The sequence below is a fragment of the Pseudomonas sp. Pdm06 genome (assembly GCF_014851795.1).
GTDB lineage: Bacteria > Pseudomonadota > Gammaproteobacteria > Pseudomonadales > Pseudomonadaceae > Aquipseudomonas > Aquipseudomonas fluorescens_AA.
Genome location: NZ_JACVAH010000006.1, coordinates 244,028 through 262,281 on the forward strand (window position 1 = coordinate 244,028; position 18,254 = coordinate 262,281).

Annotated in this window: 19 protein-coding genes; 9 read left to right on the forward strand and 10 right to left on the reverse strand. The window is 59.2% G+C overall.

Features of this window, described 5'->3' with window-relative positions:
- Window positions 1-181 precede the first annotated feature (181 nt).
- On the forward strand, window positions 182-784 hold the full coding sequence (locus IB266_RS12830) for a hypothetical protein (RefSeq protein WP_192261417.1): 603 nt from the start codon (window positions 182-184) through the stop codon (window positions 782-784).
- 812 nt (window positions 785-1,596) lie between these two features.
- Here IB266_RS12830 and IB266_RS12835 read toward each other — a convergent pair.
- The 6 genes from IB266_RS12835 to IB266_RS12860 all read right to left on the reverse strand — a co-directional run bounded on the left by IB266_RS12835 (window position 1,597) and on the right by IB266_RS12860 (window position 4,589).
- Entirely contained in the window at window positions 1,597-1,815 is a 219-nt protein-coding gene (locus tag IB266_RS12835; RefSeq protein WP_192261418.1) for a hypothetical protein, read from the reverse strand.
- Window positions 1,816-1,979: 164 nt separating this feature from the next.
- Complete coding sequence (locus IB266_RS12840; protein ID WP_192261419.1) at window positions 1,980-2,285, reverse strand: hypothetical protein; 306 nt, start codon at window positions 2,283-2,285, stop codon at window positions 1,980-1,982.
- A gap of 149 nt (window positions 2,286-2,434) precedes the next feature.
- The gene (locus IB266_RS12845; RefSeq protein ID WP_192261420.1) at window positions 2,435-2,848 is read right to left on the reverse strand and encodes a hypothetical protein; all 414 of its coding nucleotides are present in this window, start codon (window positions 2,846-2,848) and stop codon (window positions 2,435-2,437) included.
- Between the two features lie 150 nt (window positions 2,849-2,998).
- A complete protein-coding gene (locus tag IB266_RS12850) occupies window positions 2,999-3,598 on the reverse strand; it encodes a hypothetical protein (protein WP_192261421.1) in 600 nt (199 codons plus the stop codon).
- Between the two features lie 69 nt (window positions 3,599-3,667).
- Window positions 3,668-4,153 carry a hypothetical protein gene (locus tag IB266_RS12855; RefSeq protein ID WP_092349359.1) on the reverse strand — a complete coding sequence of 162 codons (486 nt, stop codon included), beginning with the start codon at window positions 4,151-4,153 and terminating at the stop codon, window positions 3,668-3,670.
- Window positions 4,154-4,169: 16 nt separating this feature from the next.
- On the reverse strand, window positions 4,170-4,589 hold the full coding sequence (locus tag IB266_RS12860; protein ID WP_192261422.1) for a helix-turn-helix domain-containing protein: 420 nt from the start codon (window positions 4,587-4,589) through the stop codon (window positions 4,170-4,172).
- 121 nt (window positions 4,590-4,710) lie between these two features.
- On the opposite strand from IB266_RS12860, the gene IB266_RS12865 reads away from it, so the two are divergent.
- The 8 genes from IB266_RS12865 (at window position 4,711) to IB266_RS12900 (ending at window position 11,231) form a co-directional block, all read left to right on the forward strand.
- Entirely contained in the window at window positions 4,711-4,947 is a 237-nt protein-coding gene (locus IB266_RS12865) for a DNA-binding protein (protein WP_025214346.1), read from the forward strand.
- A 217-nt stretch (window positions 4,948-5,164) separates the two neighbouring features.
- Window positions 5,165-5,467 (forward strand): helix-turn-helix domain-containing protein, encoded by a 303-nt coding sequence (locus tag IB266_RS12870; protein WP_092201036.1) that lies wholly within the window; start codon window positions 5,165-5,167, stop codon window positions 5,465-5,467.
- A 9-nt stretch (window positions 5,468-5,476) separates the two neighbouring features.
- Complete coding sequence (locus IB266_RS12875) at window positions 5,477-6,403, forward strand: hypothetical protein (protein ID WP_192261423.1); 927 nt, start codon at window positions 5,477-5,479, stop codon at window positions 6,401-6,403.
- 3 nt (window positions 6,404-6,406) lie between these two features.
- Window positions 6,407-8,161, forward strand: a complete 1,755-nt coding sequence (locus IB266_RS12880; protein WP_192261424.1) for a DDE-type integrase/transposase/recombinase — start codon at window positions 6,407-6,409, stop codon at window positions 8,159-8,161.
- Window positions 8,161-9,342, forward strand: coding sequence for an ExeA family protein (locus tag IB266_RS12885; protein WP_192261425.1), 1,182 nt, complete (start codon window positions 8,161-8,163; stop codon window positions 9,340-9,342). Before IB266_RS12880 ends, IB266_RS12885 begins: the two co-directional genes overlap by 1 nt.
- Window position 9,343: 1 nt before the next feature.
- A complete protein-coding gene (locus IB266_RS12890) occupies window positions 9,344-9,664 on the forward strand; it encodes a hypothetical protein (protein WP_192261426.1) in 321 nt (106 codons plus the stop codon).
- Between the two features lie 31 nt (window positions 9,665-9,695).
- Window positions 9,696-10,058 (forward strand): Mor transcription activator family protein, encoded by a 363-nt coding sequence (locus IB266_RS12895; protein WP_092201048.1) that lies wholly within the window; start codon window positions 9,696-9,698, stop codon window positions 10,056-10,058.
- 219 nt (window positions 10,059-10,277) lie between these two features.
- On the forward strand, window positions 10,278-11,231 hold the full coding sequence (locus IB266_RS12900) for a 2-hydroxyacid dehydrogenase (protein ID WP_192261427.1): 954 nt from the start codon (window positions 10,278-10,280) through the stop codon (window positions 11,229-11,231).
- Here IB266_RS12900 and tssA read toward each other — a convergent pair.
- The 4 genes from tssA to tssK are packed head-to-tail and all read right to left on the reverse strand — an operon-like array spanning window position 11,228 to window position 18,239.
- The gene (gene tssA / locus IB266_RS12905) at window positions 11,228-12,307 is read right to left on the reverse strand and encodes a type VI secretion system protein TssA (protein ID WP_192261428.1); all 1,080 of its coding nucleotides are present in this window, start codon (window positions 12,305-12,307) and stop codon (window positions 11,228-11,230) included. The genes IB266_RS12900 and tssA overlap by 4 nt on opposite strands.
- Window positions 12,304-16,128: a type VI secretion system protein gene (locus IB266_RS12910; protein ID WP_192261429.1), complete on the reverse strand. Its 3,825-nt coding sequence runs from the start codon at window positions 16,126-16,128 to the stop codon at window positions 12,304-12,306. Before IB266_RS12910 ends, tssA begins: the two co-directional genes overlap by 4 nt.
- On the reverse strand, window positions 16,125-16,889 hold the full coding sequence (locus IB266_RS12915; RefSeq protein ID WP_192261430.1) for a DotU family type IV/VI secretion system protein: 765 nt from the start codon (window positions 16,887-16,889) through the stop codon (window positions 16,125-16,127). The genes IB266_RS12910 and IB266_RS12915 overlap by 4 nt, the downstream gene beginning before the upstream one ends.
- 18 nt (window positions 16,890-16,907) lie before the next feature.
- Entirely contained in the window at window positions 16,908-18,239 is a 1,332-nt protein-coding gene (gene tssK, locus IB266_RS12920) for a type VI secretion system baseplate subunit TssK (protein WP_192261431.1), read from the reverse strand.
- Window positions 18,240-18,254: the final 15 nt, after the last annotated feature.

Sequence of the window (18,254 nt, forward strand, 5' to 3'; positions counted from 1 at the left end):
CCGCTATGGTGGGCGGCGTGGGCTGGAGGGGCTTTTAATCGGGTTTAGGGAGGGGATTAGCCGAGCAGACAACAAAGATATTCTGCTGAGGTAAGCTGAGCAAACCAGCACCCGAGTATGTAAGCATGGCGCAACATCCGCCTAGGTCTATGCGCTAATTCAGACATCACGAGGACAAAAAATGGAAGCTGACAACTCAATGGTTGAATCGGTCGATGAAGAGTTGCGCGAGATTATGCGTCTACTGGAGGACGCTGAAGGTACTCATGAGTTGCCACGACTCCTGTTGGCCCCCAGTAAGGAGGATCTCGCCCTGATCGGCGAGCTGATCCAGATGTACTGCGTGGCAGACGCATTCTGCCGTGGGCTCATCGCCATGCTTCAAGAGCATCGGCTTGGTATTGCAAGTGATTCGGCATACTCGCTGAACGATACCGACGTCTTGCTTCACACAAAAAAAGAAGCTCGTGAGACAGGCCTGAATATCGACAAGGCCGGCATCATCTGCGCGGTGGAAACGTTTGAGATGCACAGAATGTTCCGACACACATTCTCTCACTGGGTCGTTCAACGGTACTCGGATGGAAAGCATCTAGTGGCTCTTTCGAGAAGCGCGCCAGATGCAAAAAAACGCGATGGTATTGCACTGGAAGGTGGCGACGCGAAACTGATGATTTTCCGGATTGATCTACTGATGGCGGAGCTGGCTAAAATCAAAGGCCACTGCAGATTTTTGTCGCAACTGCACACCTGTCTGGAAGGTGCTTCTGCAACTTATGAATGAGACGAAATAGGTAGGGCTTCGTCCTCATAGGTATCACGTCCCCATCTGCGGATACCATCAAAGCGCCTTAAGAATCCCAGCCATATGGACAATCATGTCAGCTTATGGCTGAGACTGAAAAAACGCATCCATCGTGCTTAGGTCATCAACGTTAAATCTGCCATATTGAATCAGTCACAGGGGCGTTAGTGACTGGGTTCATCACAATTATCTTGCGAGGACAGCAACGGAGGGTCTTCGACGTGTTCCCATTCCAAGTACCACTCGTATGTTTCGTTGTCAGCCTTGAATTCATGTTTAACCGTCCAGCCAAGCTCCACTAGCTTTTGAGCCCTGTGAGAGCCGTGTGCTTTAGTCATTCTCGACGCTTTCATATTTCGGTCTCCTTTTTTCTGCGCCTTGGCTTTGGTAAACGCGTGTACTGCTCGAGTTTTTTGCGATGCGGGATCTCGATCCTCGCCATGCTGGGGCGGGTGTCGCGATGCTTCGCCAAGCCGGAATATACCTTGGATAAAAGGCCCCCTATGACGTGCTCTTCACTGTGGTTCCAGCTCTGACCATAAAGGACTACGTCCAGTACCGACCATCAACGTTCCGTAGTCTTCAAACGTGCTGACATTTACTTCAGCCTGACTCTTCCACGTGGCTTCACATTCTTCGCACACCCAAAGTGAGATTTTTGTAGCGCGGACACGCATTGCTCGTATGTATCCTTGCTCGCACCTTTGGCATTCAATCAGCATGTTAATCATCCCTTACAGGCCTTCGGTGCAGTCCAATCCTATCGGCTGTTTTTGGCCGGTAATCGGCTACTACCTGATGTTGAAAATTCGGGAGATCAGGCCTGTAGCTTTTTGACCATCAGCCTCATACACGCCAGTCAGCAATGTCTGATCCGTGAGCTTATGAAGGTTGAAAAAATTATAGAAAGCTTGACCAAGCCTCTGTTGTTGGAAGGCGCCTTGATTCCATTGGATCAGAAACTCATCGTAAGCAGCTTTCTCGATTTCCAATGCTGCATGGCTCTCCATATGCACCTCCCGTGGCTATAAGCGCTTTCAGAGCGTACTCAGCCCGTTTGGCTGGTGCAAGGACGACGGCTGCTAACCCAATGCAGACATGCGCAAACGCAGGAACTGAGTACTACTGCGAAGCGGCTCCGACTCGCATGATTGCCTGGCAGCACCTAGCCCCCCTAATCTGGAAGAGGGCAACTCAACTCAATCCAGTGATGGAGAGTAGGGGCCAGCGGGACGAGGTCCTCTTCTGCCAAGACGCCAAGGTCACAGAGATAGACCGGATACGCTGATAGTTCATAATGGACAAGTACCCCACGGCTGCCGCTATCATCTCCAATCAGCAAGTATCCGGGTAAATACTGAGTGATCTCAAACGTCTCGTTTCTTTCGGTTAGATCATCTCGACCATACAGAAAAAGGCCATCTGGACGCGGGATGCCTGTTTGTTGCTCGACGAAAGTAAGAATGACTGATGGAGTCATAAGGAATAGCTCCTTGCGGAAAGTGTGGAAAAGGGACAGGTTATTTTAGCCACTCTAAATGTCCACTTCGGACCGACTCCTGACGGTTGTGACCGGTAAACGTCGCTCCCTAGGTGACGTCCCGAACAACGCGATTTTGGCTTTAAGGATTAACTACTCGGATTCTGCGCTTTGGCGTTCTTGTACTGCTCGTTCCACCAGATGACAAGTTCAGCATGTTGTTCATGAGTGATCCACACGAAATTCGCTTTATCTGTCGGGTCGCCCCCAAAGACTAACGGCTTCAGATGCCACTTGATCTTTCCTGTGAACCGATCGTCAGGTTCCAGCGAAAGCTCATGGGGAAGCACAAACGGCGCGGCATAGGACGCATCGAGTGGCAGCGTTGGAATAGTAAACATTACTCCGGAAACGTTGATGACGATAAAGTCGTCCCAGCCCCTTAGGCCTAGGAGCGTGTAACCTGGCAGGTAATGATCAAATCTGTAGGCTTTCATCGCAGCGACGCTCTCATCCTGCGTGAGAACGATGAGATAGTCGTCGTTTTGCCAACCTTCGTTCATAAAACAATTTTCTCAGTTTTGACAGAGAGTGAAAGACTTCAGTTTGCCATTATGAACTGTCATCGGCAGCTTAACTACCAATGAGCAATTGTTCGTTTTTGGCCGTTTTCTGCTTGTCGTCATCTGCATCGACGAGTTGCTCTCAGCCGATCATGGCTGATACGTGCGCTGGCCAATCCGCCGTGTTTGGTCGATTGTTGGAGCAGCGGTCTCAACCGAGGGATTCGCACTTTGCAGACAGTCAGCTCGGTTGAGTGTGTACTCACCCAAGTGGCTTTGGATCGAGCCGGGAATCGCCTCTGTACCGCCTTGGCGGATGGCAGTCACGTGGGCCTGCCACCAGCTATTAGCAAAGACAGCCGCCGAGGTGCATTTGCCCAGCGGTTGAAACACGGAGCGACCGAATTGCGCGTAGCTACCTTCCAGCAGTGATTTGAATCGTTGGCTGTGAGCGTTCAGCTCGCCGAGCTGGCCGGCTTTGAGTATTTGCATACCCTCGGCCATCGCGCTGTCCAGTTGCAACAGGTGTTGGGTTGCACTGCTCAGTGCCTGTGCACTCGGGCCGTTGTATCGCGCTGTGGACGGGTGCGCTTCAGATGCGGCGCTTGGTAAGGGGGCGCTTGGTTCGGGTTTGTTCGGCAGGAATGCGTATGCCATGAGGCTTGCGATAACACACCAGCCGATTATCAGTGTGATTTTCTCGGCGGCTGGCCGATCCTTCCAAGGGGTGCTGTGTTTTCTCTCGGTCATTGAAACCTCCTTTTAAAGTGTCTTTGGTCGTCCCTGACCGTTAAATGCTGGCGGTTATCTGCCAGTGCTTTATCTGTGTGACCTCATGGTTGTGAGTGCAAAGAATCCCAGAGCACCTGTCAGGCCTAAGGCCAACGGTTTTAGCGTTTCAAGCGGATAGTCCATGACAAAAAAGCTGAGACCGGTAATGCCGACGCAGCAGACACCTGCTTTCAACACTTGGAGGTTGTGTCGCTTTTTGTGCGCCCAATCTTTTTCCTGCTCAGCGACTTCGTCGTGACGGTGCAGGTTGTAATGACAGTGCATGCACAACTGTGTGTAGCGCCATGTGCAGTGGCGGCACTGCGGGCATTCCCGAGCACGATCACCGCCTTCTGGTGGGGGTGCTTTGGCAGTCTTTATGTCAAAGGTTTGATGACCGAGGTTGATATGCCCCCGGTTGCCCTTGATCTTGATGGTGAGTTCGCGATTTTTTCCGTCCCTGGGGAGATTTTCGATTTCCTCAGATAGCCTGGCTGACAGATTGCTTACCAGGGCCTCGTCGTCTCTTCGCATAGAATTCCTTTGCTATTTAGCGATTTACTACCAACTTCAATATTCGCTCAACGCGTGGTTGATCAAATCCTTGATCGTCACCCAGCGCGTTGTAGATATCGGTGGCCGTTTCGGCCAACTTTTTGGCCGGCCAGCGCCGCCCGGCTTGTTTGGCGGCCGCTTCTAGCATTTCGATAATTCGGCCAAGTTTTTCGCTGTCGATGGGCGCCCATGCGGCAGCGGACGGCGTGGCGGTGTTTTTTTGCCCGGTGACGATGAAGCTCAGGTCGGCACCGGCTTCGGCAATGGCGGCCAGGTAGTTAGCGTCGGGCACGCGTTCGCCTGCTTCGTAGAGCATTTGCGTTTTTTTTGTCACGCCGGCCAGTGCCGCGAAGTCGGTCTGGTTGAGGCCAAGTCGTGTCCGCTCTACGCGCAATCGCTCACAAAAAGAAACCATTCGGTTACCAAAAAGCCTTTGAATGGGAACCGTTTGGTTCCATCATGAATTCACACCGTCCTACCACGAACGGCAACTTAATCGGCACCCCAGCGGTGCCCGCAGCCCCCGGAGTGAACCCATGGCGCTACGTACAGCAGATCAGGCCCGAGCGGAGCTCAAGGCCAAAGGTGTTTCGATTACCCAATGGGCAATCGCCAATCGTTTTTCACCCAACCTGGTGTTCGAGGTGTTGGGTGGACGCAAGAAATGTGTACGGGGTCAGGCCCACGAGATTGCGATCAAACTGGGTCTTAAGGCCGGAGAAATTTGTACTGATCCGGCGACGGCCCTTGAGCTCAACCGTTTTGTGGCGTGAGGCTCATGATGAAAAATCATATCGGCTATTCGGAATCTACCGTTTTAAAACCTACGTCGTGTGGGTGCGCAGGGCAAAAAAAGAGTTTTCCTACAAAAAACCCACCAATTCACACCTTTTTCGTTGTTTCCACTTTTTGCCTGAACCCATTGCCACTCAATGCCACCGGTATTGAGGGTGTCAATTTACCTGAAATGTCTGAGCCGGAGGCGAGGTTATGAATCGTTCGGTGTCGGCTGCTGCACGCGTTTTGCGTGCGCTGAAGGCGTTGAAGGGGCACACGGTGACGGGTTTGAGTAATACGGAGTTGGCGCAGCTGACGCAGGACAGTCCCTGCAATATCACCCGGGCCATGCAAACCCTGATTGAGGAAGGTCTGGCGGTGAAGCTGGATAACGGCCGCTTTGCTCACTCGGTGGGTGTGTTGCAGATCGCACAGGCGCATGCCGAGCACATGGCCCGTTTGACGGAGCGTATGCAGGAAATCAATCAGCGTATTGCCGCTGGGTCGATCGTTTAAGGAGGTTGTATGGCACGGAGCAAGAGCATACCCGTGGAGGCGCTGGCGCTGCCTGTTTTGGATGGGGTGATGTTGACGGCTGATCAGAACGCGATGGCTGCGCTTCACGCCTCGCACGGTGAAGAGCGTGACATGGTGAGTCAGTTGCTGGGGCAGGCACAAATGGCCGGCGTGTTTGAGGCGTTTTCCCGCACGGTGCGGACTTCGAAGTTGGCATTTGTGAAGGAGAAGAAGCTGTATCGAGGGCTGGCTGGGCGCAAAAGTCCGCACGGTGCGCAGGTGTTGAGCGGTACGTGGGAGGAGTTTTGCGGGCTGCTGGGGCGTTCGGTTGATCAGGTGGATCGGGATATCGCGAACCTGCGAGCCTTCGGTGAGGAGGCGCTGGATTCGATGTCGCGTATGGGGATCGGTTATCGCGAGCTGCGCCAGTATCGGCGTTTGCCGCAGGACCAGCAGGCGGCGCTGATTGAGGTGGCGAAAGCCGGTGACAAGGAGGCGTTTGTTGATCTTGCTGAGGAGATGATTGCCAAGCACACCCAGGAGAAGGAGCTGTTAGGCCGGCGCCTTGATGAGATGAAGGCTGATTACACCGCGCAGAGCGAGGTGATGGCGAAGAAGACCGGTGAGTTGGATAAGGCTCGGCGGGAGTTGGAGGTATCCCGTAAGCGAATCCAGGCGATGTCTGCGGATGAGGTGGCGAAGGCTTTGCGTGGGGAAGTGGCGGCCATCGCTTATGAGGCAGAGGCCAGTGTGTTGGGGCCATTGCGCGAGGGGTTTGCGAAGCTTGAAGCGCTAGCCTCCGGTGGTGAGGACCACCGGGTCTTTAAAGCCGGTTTGATTCGGCAGTTGGAGGTCACGCTGGGGGCGGTTCGCAGTGAGTTCAACTTGCCAGATCAGGCGGATGGCGTGGCCTGGATGACGCCTGCGGAGGCCTGATTGATGAATCCGGTACACATTGAGCAGTTGATGCAGGTCGCACAGCGCGCTGATGCGGCTGTGCATGGTGAGCGTACGGCTATTTACGAAGCTGGGGCGCTAGCGTTGGGGGTTTCGATTTCTACTCTGCAACGCCAGTTGAAGGCGGTGCGTTTGGCGAAGCCGCGAAAGCGGCGCAGTGATGCGGGTTGCAGCGCTTTGCCGCTTGAGGAAGCTCGGTTGATTTCGGCGGTGTTGTTGGAGTCCATCCGGGCGAACAATAAGCAGTTGTCGACGATTGTGCGGGCCGTTGAGCGCTTGCGCAGTAATAACTTGGTGATGGCTGGCCGGGTGGATGAGGAAACGGGGGAGTTTCGACCGTTGAGCCGCAGTGCGATCAGCCGGGCGTTGCGCGCTTATAAGTTGCACCCCGAACAACTTTTGCAGGACGCGCCGGCGGTGTCGTTGGCGAGTCAGCATCCCAATCATGTTTGGCAGATTGATGCTTCGATCTCGACGCAGTTTTATCTGGCCGATGATGGCGCTCGGGTGATGAATAAGGCCGAGTTCTATGACGGTAAGCCCGCGAATCTGAAGAAGATCGAACGCCAGCGCCTGTGGCGGTATGTGATCACGGACCATACGAGCGGCACGCTGTATGTCGAGTATGTGCTGGGGGCGGAATCAGCGGAGAACCTGTGCGCGGTGCTCATTAACGCAATGCAGAAACGCAGTGAGTCAGACCCATTTCATGGGGTGCCCTGGGTGCTGATGACGGACCCAGGGGCGGCGATGACCAGTGGTATTTTTCGCAATCTTTGCCGTGTGTTGTCGATCGATTTGGTTATCAATCGGGTCGGTAATGCGCGGGCCAAGGGTCAGGTTGAACAGGCACACAACATTGTTGAGCGTGAGTTTGAAAGTGCTTTGAAGTTTCAGGCCGCCAGCAGTCTGGATCAGATCAATACCTGGGCCGGCCAGTGGATGCGGTACTTCAATGCGACGTCGATTCATACCCGCACGCGGCGTACTCGGTATGGCGTTTGGCAGCTGATTAAGCAGGAGCAACTGCGGCTGGCGCCCAGCGTTGAGGTATGTCGCGAGTTGGCGGTGAGCACGCCGGAAAACCGCAAGGTGAGCAATTTGCTGCGGGTTTCGTTCCGGGGCTCGCAGTTTGATGTGAGTTCGGTGCCGGGGGTGATGGTGGGCGAACAACTGCTGATCACTCGCAATTGTTGGCGGGATAAGGACTCGGCAATTGCGGTACTGGTGGGCGATGACGGGCGTGAGCGGTATCACGTGATTGAGCGCATTGGGGTGAATGCGTTTGGCTTTAGCGAGACTGCGGCGACTATCGGCGAAGCGTACAAGCGTCATGCCGAAACGCCGGCTCAGGTGTCGCGCAAAGTGTTGGAGCAGATTGCGACCGGCACGAGCAGTCAGGCCGACGCACAGGCCGTGCGTAAGACGAAGGCCGTGCCGTTTGGTGGGCTGATTGATCCGCATAAACATGTGAATGACACGGTGCTGCCGGCTTATCTGCCACGGCGCGGTACGAGTCTGAACGTCAATGTTCCCTCTGTTGAGATTGCCCCGCTGAGTCATGTTGAGGCGGCGAAGCTTCTGCGTCCGCGGTTGGGCCATCTTTGGTCGGCTGAGACGTTTGGGTGGTTGCTGAGGCGTTTTCCAGAAGGTGTTCCTCAAGAGCAGATTGAGGCGGTTGAGGCTGAGTTGAAACGGCCTGTTGAGGTCATGCGCCACATGGTTGGAGGTGAGTGATGTTGAAGCTGAAAAGGATTTTGCAGGAGATGGGGCGACCTCAGGCGGCGTTGGCTCAGTCGCTGAGTTTGAGCAGCGCTACGGTTGCGCAGTTGCTGAACCACGGCCTTTGGCCGCGCAGTCTGGATGGTGAGGTTTTGCGGGGGCGCATTCGGGGATTCTTGACGGAGTCCGGTGCCAATGACGCCGCTATTGCTAATGCTTTTGATGAAGTGGACCCGCCGTGCGCCAACACGGCAGGTCCGGCCCTTGTGAAAGAGCCGTCCGGGGAGGACGAATTGATGTTACTGCCTAAACAAACGCTACAGCTAGCTACTCGTAAGGCGTTTGGCCTGTTTCGAGATCCGTTTGATGAGCTGCAGTGTTCTCAGGATATGTGGGTGAGCCCGGATATTCGTTATGTGCGCGAGGCGATGTATCAAACGGCGCGGCATGGTGGGTTTCTAGCGGTTGAGGGGGAATCGGGGGCCGGCAAAACTACGCTCCGCCGAGACCTGGTGAACCGCATTGCCGAGAACAATGACCCTGTGATGGTCATTGAGCCGTATGTGTTGGCGTCCGAGGATAACGACGTTAAGGGCAAGTCGCTGAAGAGCACCCACATTGCCGAGTCGATGATGGCGGCTGTCGCGCCCTTATCTAAGCCCAAGAGCAGTCCCGAGGCGCGCTTCGCTCAGTTGCATAAGGCGTTGAAGGAGTCGCATGCCGCAGGGTATCGCCATTGTCTGGTGATTGAGGAAGCGCACAGTTTGCCGGTGCCGACGCTGAAACACCTTAAGCGTATTTTGGAGTTGGAGGTCGGGTTCACTAAGTTGGTGAGTGTGATCATGATTGGTCAGCCGGAGCTTGGGGTGAAGCTGAGCGAGCGTAATGCGGATGTGCGTGAGGTCGTACAGCGTTGTGAGCGGGTTACGTTGACGCCAGTTGAGCATTCGCGTCTGGAGGAGTTTTTGACGTTTCGATTCGATCGAGTGGGCAAGGTGCTTGGGGACGTCATCGATCAGGGTGCCATTGAGGCGATTGCGGCACGGCTGTCTCAGCCGACTCGCCATGGTGGGCGGGATGGGACCGTTTCTCTGCTTTATCCGTTGGCGATTGGCAATCTGATGATTGCGGCGATGAATTTGGCTGTTCAACTGGGTGTGCCGAAGGTGACTGCCGATGTCGTTAAGGGGGTTTGAGATGGATTCTCTGAATTTGGCAGCGACAGCAGCACCGGTACAGCCGTTGAGCATTTTGACTGAGGCGTTTCCAGCGCAGTTATCCGCGTTCAATGAGTTAACGCGTGACATTCGTGATGCCGGGGTTTCGATCATGCTTCTGGTACTTTTGGACAATAAGATTGTTATTGAACTGAGCAGCCTTGAGCGGTTTATGTGCCGCTTTGGTTCTCAGCTGCGAGGGATTCGCTATTCGCCTGCGGGGCCATTGACCTGCAACACCGTGACCGTTCGAGGTGTTGATGTGGCTTGGTTTACGCCAGTGAAGGAGCAGGATCAATGAGCCTGGCCCTTGATGCTGCGGTGAAGGCTGTATGAATGACTTCCGAAGCAAGGGGCCGGAACTGCTGGTTGATCTGACTGAACACGTTGCGGGCGCGCTACGTGAGTTGGTGTCGATGGATGATGAGGCTGCCCGCCATGTGGCCAAGGAGGTCACCGATCGCATGGCGGCGCATTGGGGTGGGCAGAACGTCTATTTCCCAATGGGGCTGGCGGGCAAGCTGAGCCGGCGGGATCGGCAGATCTACGAGGAATTCAACGGCACCAATCAAAGCGATCTGGCGCGTAAGTGGGGGGTATCGCTTCAGTGGATCTATAAGATCGTTAAGGCGGTTCGAAAAGACGAGATAGCGCGTCGCCAGGCCGATATGTTCGCCCCGCCAGTCGATGACTGAGCGGGGTGTTTTTTGTTGCACTGGTTGCAACGGTATTGCATAGGCTGTCCCAATTTGTGCCAGCCTATCCCGGAATAGACCGGATTTATCTCGCTTATGCGGTAGGATTTATCTCAACCCTGAACACGAAATGCACATAAAAAGCCAAGCCCCCCTGCCCCCGGCTCCTACAATCAGGTTGAATAGCCACAATCGATCCAGCGCCCACAGGAGCCCAGCATGACCGCAACCGTTCTGGTACTGGTTGAAACCGTCAATGAATACCTGCCGATTCTCGAACGGCAGGGTTACCACCTGGAATTGGCGCCCACGCCGGCCGAACGCAAGACAGCGATTTTCGAACACGGTGAACGCTTCAGTGCGGTACTGACCCGCGGCCCCCTGGGTTTGACGGCGGAAGAAATCGGCGCCCTGCCCAATCTGCAAATCATCTGCGTGATCGGTGCCGGTTACGAGCAGGTGGACCTGCAGGCCGCGCGCCAGCGGGGCATCGTGGTAACCAACGGCGCCGGGGTCAACGCGTCGTCGGTGGCCGACCATGCCATGGCACTGCTGCTGGCGCTGGTGCGCGACATCCCCCGGGCCGATGCGAGTGTGCGCCGTGGCGAGTGGGCCAAGGTCATGCGCCCTTCCCTGGCCGGCAAGCGCTTGGGCGTGCTGGGCCTGGGCGCGGTGGGCATGGCCATTGCCAAGCGCGCTGCCCTCGGCTTCGACATGAGCGTCAGCTACCACAATCGCCGGGTGCGCAACGACGTGCCCTACACCTTCTGCGCCACGCCCACGGAACTGGCCCGGGTCTCGGACTTCCTGATCGTCGCCACACCCGGCGGCCTGGATACCCGGCAGTTGATCAACAAACAGGCCCTCGACGCCCTGGGCCCCCATGGCTTCCTGGTGAACATCGCCCGCGCCAGTGTGGTCGCCACCGCCGACCTGATCAGCGCCTTGGAACAGCGGCGGATCGCCGGCGCGGCCCTGGACGTGTTCGATCACGAACCCGAAGTGCCGGACGCGCTGAAAAACCTGCCCAACGTCGTACTGACGCCCCATGTGGCCGGCCTGTCGCCGGAAGCGACGCGTGGCACGGTGGAGTTGGTGGGCCAGAACCTGAACGCGTTCTTTGCCGGCAAACCGGTGTTGACGCCGGTGCCGCTACCCGACGCGCAGCGTTAAAGCACGCCCAGCAAGGTCCATAACCGCCGGGATTCGGCATCGGCACTGATCAGTTCACCCAGTAGCTCGCTCAACGGCTTGTTGCCCCACTCCACGCCGCGCCGGATCAGATAGGGCACCGGGCTGTGGGGCTCGGTACGGGCCAGGTAACCGGCGATCACCAGTAGCTGTCGGTAGGCCTCCTCACGATTGGCCGGTTCCTGGAAGACCTGGGCGGCGGCCGCCTGTGGCTGAGGCGTCGACGGCGGCGCCGGGGACGTTTGCACCGGCACGACGGTGGGTTGTTGTGGGTGCATCGCGATGAACTCCTCTACCAGTGTCAGCAACGCCTGAATCATGTCTTGCAGGGATTTGTAGCCCGGGGCCAGGTTGCCCAGGTAAGCGTCGCTCCAGGCTTCGAGCCGTTGCAGGTGCTGCAGGCTCAGCATCAGGCTGCCCTGGCGATGCAACCAGAATGACAAGGGGGTGCTGCGAATCAGTTCGGTGAGTTTCTTTTGCTCGTTGCGCGCCGCTTCCGCCGACGCCTTGGCGTTCTTGCTGTCGTTGACCAACACCTGCTGACGTTGCAAGCGCTGCCAGTCGTCCAGGCAGAAACTGGCAAACGCCGGGTCCCGGCCATCGAGCAATGGCACCCGCGTCAGCAACACTTCGCTGTAGCGCCGGGCCAGCCACTCCAAGGGGATCACTCGCCACGACTGGTCGCCTTCATCGGCCTGGGGATGCAACTGCTCCGGATAGCGTTCACACAACCCCGCCACCAGCGCCAGGCTGCCCGGCAACCCCTCCAGACCGGCCCGATGCAACCAGGCCTCCCCCAGCCAGGCACTGATCATCAAGTCCTTGCTACGCTCCAGCAGCAGCGTGGTCGCGAGCCGTTCCAGGTCCGGCCACAGGGCGCGCTTGATCGAAGACTGCCACACACCGGTGGGCAAGCTGGTGTCGTCCTCCCGGCGCAATTCGCGCAGTTGGTCGTATTCCGGCTCGTAGCGCAGGTCGAGGCCACAGGGCGACTCGACGCTGATCGGCTCGAGCAACTGAGTGACCAGCTCGGGCAAAGGCGATATCGGCACGCTCACAGGCCCTCCTCACGAGTGGCAATGGCGGGGCTCGATGAGGTCGCCATGAAAGGTGAACGGGGTGCCCGCGTCGGCAGCGGCGGGATCGACAACGGCAGCTTGGAACCCTGGCTCATCAACGACAGGCGCACGAACATCAGTGTCTGTTCCGCCGTGCGGGCCTGGGTCTGGGCAGTGACCGGCAGTTGCAGGGCCAGGGGAAAATCGGTGTAGTCGACATTCGGCTGGCGCTGGGCCGACCCCAGCGCGCGCATCAGGCGCAGCAATGACCACGGCCCCTGGTACTCCCAGCCAGCCTCCAGGTCGCGCACCACCAGGTTCGGTTGCAATGGATCGTTGGCCGGACGCTGGTAGCCGTTGCGGGCCCAGCGCAAGGTCAGGCGCACGGGCTGGCCGACCATCCACCGCAGGTTCTGCTGGCCGCCGCCGGGGTAGCTGATCTGTTGGTTGCCGGCGTCCAGGCTCCAGGCGATCACCTGGTCAGCGCCGCGCTCTTCATCACGATCGGTCCGCCAGCGCACGTCCATCTCCACCCCCAGAATGCCACTCTTGTCGCGCACGAACAGCGGCCCGAGCCAGGTGCCGGCCTGTTTCAAACGGTTGAGAAAATCCTCGGCCGCCAGGCGGTCCGGCGTCTGGCTCAACACCAGCCCGGCCTGGGCCAGGGGCAGGCGCGTGTCGATCAGCTCCAGCAGGTGCTGGACCCGCGCCGGGTCGGCATCGCTGGCGCGCACATCCTGGGCGAACGGAAAACGCCCGGCCAGGTATTGATTGAAATAATTGGCCAAGTCATTCCAGGCGCTCGCCGCCTGGTTCTGTTGCAGGTACAGGCACCGTTGCAGGGCGCCCTGCTGCAACGCGACCGTGCGCTGGGCCAGGTCACCGCGCCCGCTGGGCAGGCTGGAGGTCTGCAAGATCTGCGCACAGGACGTGGTGTCCATGGCGATGAAGTCCCGGCTCACCAATTGCTCCAATTGGGCCGCCGAGCTGGCCGGGTTCTGGTTCTTGTACTTGAGCAATTCATCGTTGAGGGCCATGAAGCGCGCCACCTGGTCGTGCTCCAGGGCCGACAGGTTGTCCTGCTGGACGATCAGCCATTCCAGGGCGGGCATTCGCTGTTCGGCGACCTGCAGCATCACGCCGAATTGCTGACTCAGGCTCAGCTTCAAGTCTTGTGGATCGCTGGCACCGTACAGCTGCAAGCCGAAGTTCTTCGAACCGTCCCAGCGCTGGACATCCGCCCGCTGGCTGAACAGCGGCTGGGCATCGATTTCGTCCAGGCCACTCTTGATCTGCGCCAATGCCCGGCGATTGAGCAAGCGCTGGAAACGGATCGCCAGGTCGCCGCGGTGCACATCCATGAAGGCTTTCTGCAGCGCCACGGCCTGGGTCGTTTGCACATTGAACCCCATGCCGGGCAACGACGCGTCGCTTTCATCCAGGCTCAACCACATGGCCCGTGCGGCAGCGCCTTCGGCGGCCTGCATCAGCGCGTCACGGTAATCCGGCGGAATGCGCGGCAGTTCTTCGCTGGCATAGCTCTTGTAACTGGCGAAGTAGTTCAGGGCAACGCTGAAATCATCACTGCCATCGCCCTGGCCCATCGCATCGGGGTTGCTGTCCGACGGATCCTTCTGCATGGCCAACGCCACGAAATCGCGCTTGAACAGTGCCTGCACCGCACCATCCAGCGCGGTGACATGATCCTGCAAGACCAGCAGGCCGCTGCCCTGTTGCACCAGCAGGTTGTCCCGGGAGCCGGTCTGGACGATCCACTGGTCACGAAAACTCTGCTGCAACTTCGCCGCCTGGCTCTCCAGGTCCTGCTCGATATCCGGCCCCAGCAAAGCGCTGTGACTGACCTTGTCCAGCATCTGGCTGTAGCCGGGTACCAGGTCCTGGCCCTTGCCTCGGCCCCAGGCCGAATTGGTCAGGCTGACCAGCGTCTGCAAATCGTCGATCAGCGCCATCAGGTCTTCGAGCTCGCTCAAGGAATTGCCACTGCCGGCCTCCAGCCGTTGCAGGTGCAGCTTGAGGTAACCGGCCTGGCGCACGAAGTTGTCCGCCAGGAAGTAATGGTCCAGCCAGCGCTGCATCAGGCCGGTGAAGTTATCGGAGATCACCGGGCGCGCGGCGTTCAGGTCCAACCCTTTCAAATCGCTGTTCTGGGCATCGAACAGCACCCGGTTGTAGAAATGTGCGCGGCTCAAGGTGCCGGTGTTGAGTCCCAGGGACAACGCGGTATTGCTCAGTTGCACCAGTTCGTCCAGCGGCGCCTTGGGATCGTTCACCACCTGGCTGAACATCTTGTTGTGCTGTTCCAGGCGTACCGCCAGGTCCACCAGTGCCTTGGCCTTCACGTAGCTCTGCCATTGCGCGGGGTCTTCACTCTCGAGATTGCCCCGCCGCTCGGTGTTGCGGATGGACTTGAGTTGTTCCAGGTCTGCGTTCAACAGATCCCGCAACGGCAAGATCCAATGATGCCGGGCGGTCAGGCGCAACCCATTCTCCAGTTGCGTGTCCACGGAAGAGAACCACGAGGTGGGAAAGACCACCGAGACGAAGCGCCAGCTCGGGGCTTTTTCCAACACGTTCCAGTAGTTCTGCACATTGTGCCGGGTCGGCTCCAGTTGGGGTTCGTCGGGGTCGACTACGAGGTGGTTCTTATGGGCGCTGAGGATCAACCGCGACAGCCCCTCGGCTTGCTCCACCGAATCGTGCCAGACCCAGACCATGCCCCCCAGCCAGACCAGGCCCACCACCAACGCCACCGCCGCGGCCAACCGATGCCCACGCTGGCGCAAGCGCAACAGCCGTGGCACTGGCTGGGCCAGGCCACGCTCGGCCACCAGCCGCCGCGACCACAATTGCCGGGCGAACACAGTTTGCCGCTGGGCGCTGTCGGCGGCGGTCAACCCGTCGCCGCTGACGGCCGGCGCCTGGCTGGCGGTGAAATACACCCCGCGAAAACGCGGCGCTTCGCCTTGGGCGTTGCCCTGGAACACCGGCTCCAGCAGGATCTGCAAGGCCCGCCGCAAGCCTTCGAAACGCTCCGGCAAGCCATAGAGATCGGTGCCCAATTGTCCCGACAGCGCACCGATCTCGATGATCGACTGCGACAGCGCGGCGTTGACCTGGTCCAGGGCCTGATCACTCCACTGCGACTGCCACGCCGCATCCGGCAAATACGGCGACGACCAGCCCAGCATCGACTCCCGCGCCTCGGCAGGCAGCGCGCTGACCAGTTCCTGGAACCCGGGCAGCTCTTCCATCCCGGTCATCACCACATACACCGGCAGGCTGAGGCCGAAGCGTTGCAAAAGGTCGATGAAGCAGCGCCGGACCTTGAGGCTCAGCTCGGTGGTGTGCTCGATGTCATCAAGGGTGCTGAACGGCACGGTCCAGATCACCGCATCCAATGGCCGTTTGCTGCGCAAGCGCAACATCAGCCCGAGCAGGCGCCACCAGTTGCCCCGTTGCCGGTTCATGCCTTCGTCGGGCAGGAACAACGCCTGGGGCACCACCAGCACCGCGCCTTCGACATCGGAAAACCAGCGCCCGAACCAGGCCGCCTTGTCGGTCGGTTGCAAGCGCCACTGGGCACACAGTCGGGCACCGTCGGTTTCATTGCCGAGCATCATCAGCCAGGGCATCTGATAGCGATCCCGGGTGCCCTGCTCCTGTTCCATGTGGCGCACCGCCCCATAGAAACTGCGGATCGCCGCCCCGCCCTGGGTCCGCAGCCACCAGATCAGGGCCGCGATCAACAGCACCACGACGATGGCGATCAACACCAGGGCAACGATGCTCAGGGTGCTCATGAATCCTGCTCCTGAACCACCGCCGACTCGTTCAGTTGCAACACCGGCTCGAGTTCCAAACGGATGTCACGCCAGAACACCTGTCCCAAGCCGGTCAGCAACAACACCATCGCCAGGATCGCCAGCCCCAGGCGCAAGCCGTCCGGCAACGACTGCTGCACCGGCATGCGCACTGGCGGCGCGGCCGCAGCCAACGCCAGGCGCTGGCTGACATCGACGTAATCGGGGTCGTGTTGCCAGGCGAAGGTGAACAGCGCCGCGCGCCACTTGGCCTGCTGGACCTGGCCAGGCTCGCCCCGCAATCGCCCCTGGAACCCCAGGATCAGGCACTGCAGGTAGACGTTCGCCAGGTCCCGGGTACCGGGCATCTGCTCGTCCAGCAATTTCTTGATCGCCGCCGGCAAGCGCTCGCCGGCCTGGCGACTGGCATACATGCGTGATTCGAGGGGGTGCTGCTGCCAGGCCAGTTGGCCGGGCCAAGGGCTGAACAACAGGGTTTCGTCCACCAGCGCGACGAAGGCATAGACCAGCGCCTTGACCTGCTCGGTGGCCGCATCGCCGACGGTGGCGAAGGCCACCCGCCACAGGCGTTGGGCACTGCGCCCGGAAAACTCCACCACCCGGTTGACCAAAACCGCGGGGTCGCTGTCCTTGGGCAAGTCCTGCCACTCCTGGGACCACTTCAGCCAGGCCTGGCGAAAAGCGCTGCTCAGCGGCGCCTCATGCAGACTCCGAACCGCCCCGCCACTTCCGTCAGGCATACGACTCCCCTTTTGCGATCAGGCACTTTCACTGGCTTGCGCCACGAACAACACCACCTGCCACGGGCTGCTGGCCTGGGCCGATGCCGGCGCCACGATGTGCAGCGGCAATTGCCCGTCGAACCATTGCCCACTGGCGGCCACCACGAACAAACGGGTGTCGTCGCCGACGCTGTAGGCCACCTGTTCGTTACGGCTCATGGCCTGGTGGGGCAAACCACTCATGCGCTGCCGGCTCAGCAGCGGAACGTGCCGCGCCGACGCGATGATCGCCCCGCGCAACCAGTCGGCCGCGGCCTGCTCGCTGGCACCGTTGGGCATGCGCAGGCCGATCACCAGGCGTTGATCCGGCTGGTCGTCCGGCAACTGGATGGAGAAGACCTGCTCGTTGCGCTCGAAGGCCAGGCTGCGATAGCCGGCACGGACCAGCTCCAGGGTGGTTTCCAGCCAATCCAGCAACGGCTCGTAGCCATGCTGCAACTCGAGAAAATCCAACGGTGCGAAGGCCGGGACGCCCGCCAGCGGATCGAGGGCCGACCAGCTCCCGGCCAGCCCCAGCAGCAAACCGTAGAGTGCCTGGGGCGTCGCCACCCGGGTGTTCAGCGCCCCTTCGACTTCCGGCAAGCGCGCCCACAAGGCGGTCAATTGCCGGCGAATCTCCATGGCATCGTCCTGGTTGCCGGCCGCCTGGGCCTGACGCAAGCGACCGGCGAGGAACATGCATTTTTCCCGGGCCCGGGCACACACCCCGGCGACCCGCCGGCCGAGGACCGATTCCGGCAACAGGACCGGCGTTGGTGGCGTGTAGGGTACGCGCCAGAAGCCACCGCCCTCCTTGCGGATGCGCAGCAACGGCAGGCAGATCGAATCGGCCTTGCTCAGTTGCGTGCACAACCTCGGGTTAGGTCGCCAGACAGTGATCGATTCGGGAAACTCACCGCTGGTGAGGTCCGGCAACGCCTCGCCGACCACCGATTGCAAACGGCCCTTTAGTGGCAACAGTTGCCCGGCACGCCACAGTGGGCTGACGGCCAGGTACACGGTCACGGTGGCGTCGGCGGTCTTGTCGATGGCCTCGGTGATGTCCAGCTCCAGCGTCGGCCCGACGCCAGCCTGCAGGTTGACCGGCAAGCCGTCCGGCAAGGTCCCTTGCAATTGCAGCAGCCGTACCTGGCCGGCGCTGAGGGCCGACGGGTCGACCTCCAACTGGCTGACGCCCCAGAACCAAGGGTTGCAGGCCCCGGCGAAATGCGCAGCCAAGGCCTCGGCACGCAGCCCCTGCAATTGAAAATGCTGGGGCAGCAATTGCATGCCCTCATGCCAGCACACCGCGTCAGGTAACAGACTCATACGACTCCCTTCGAC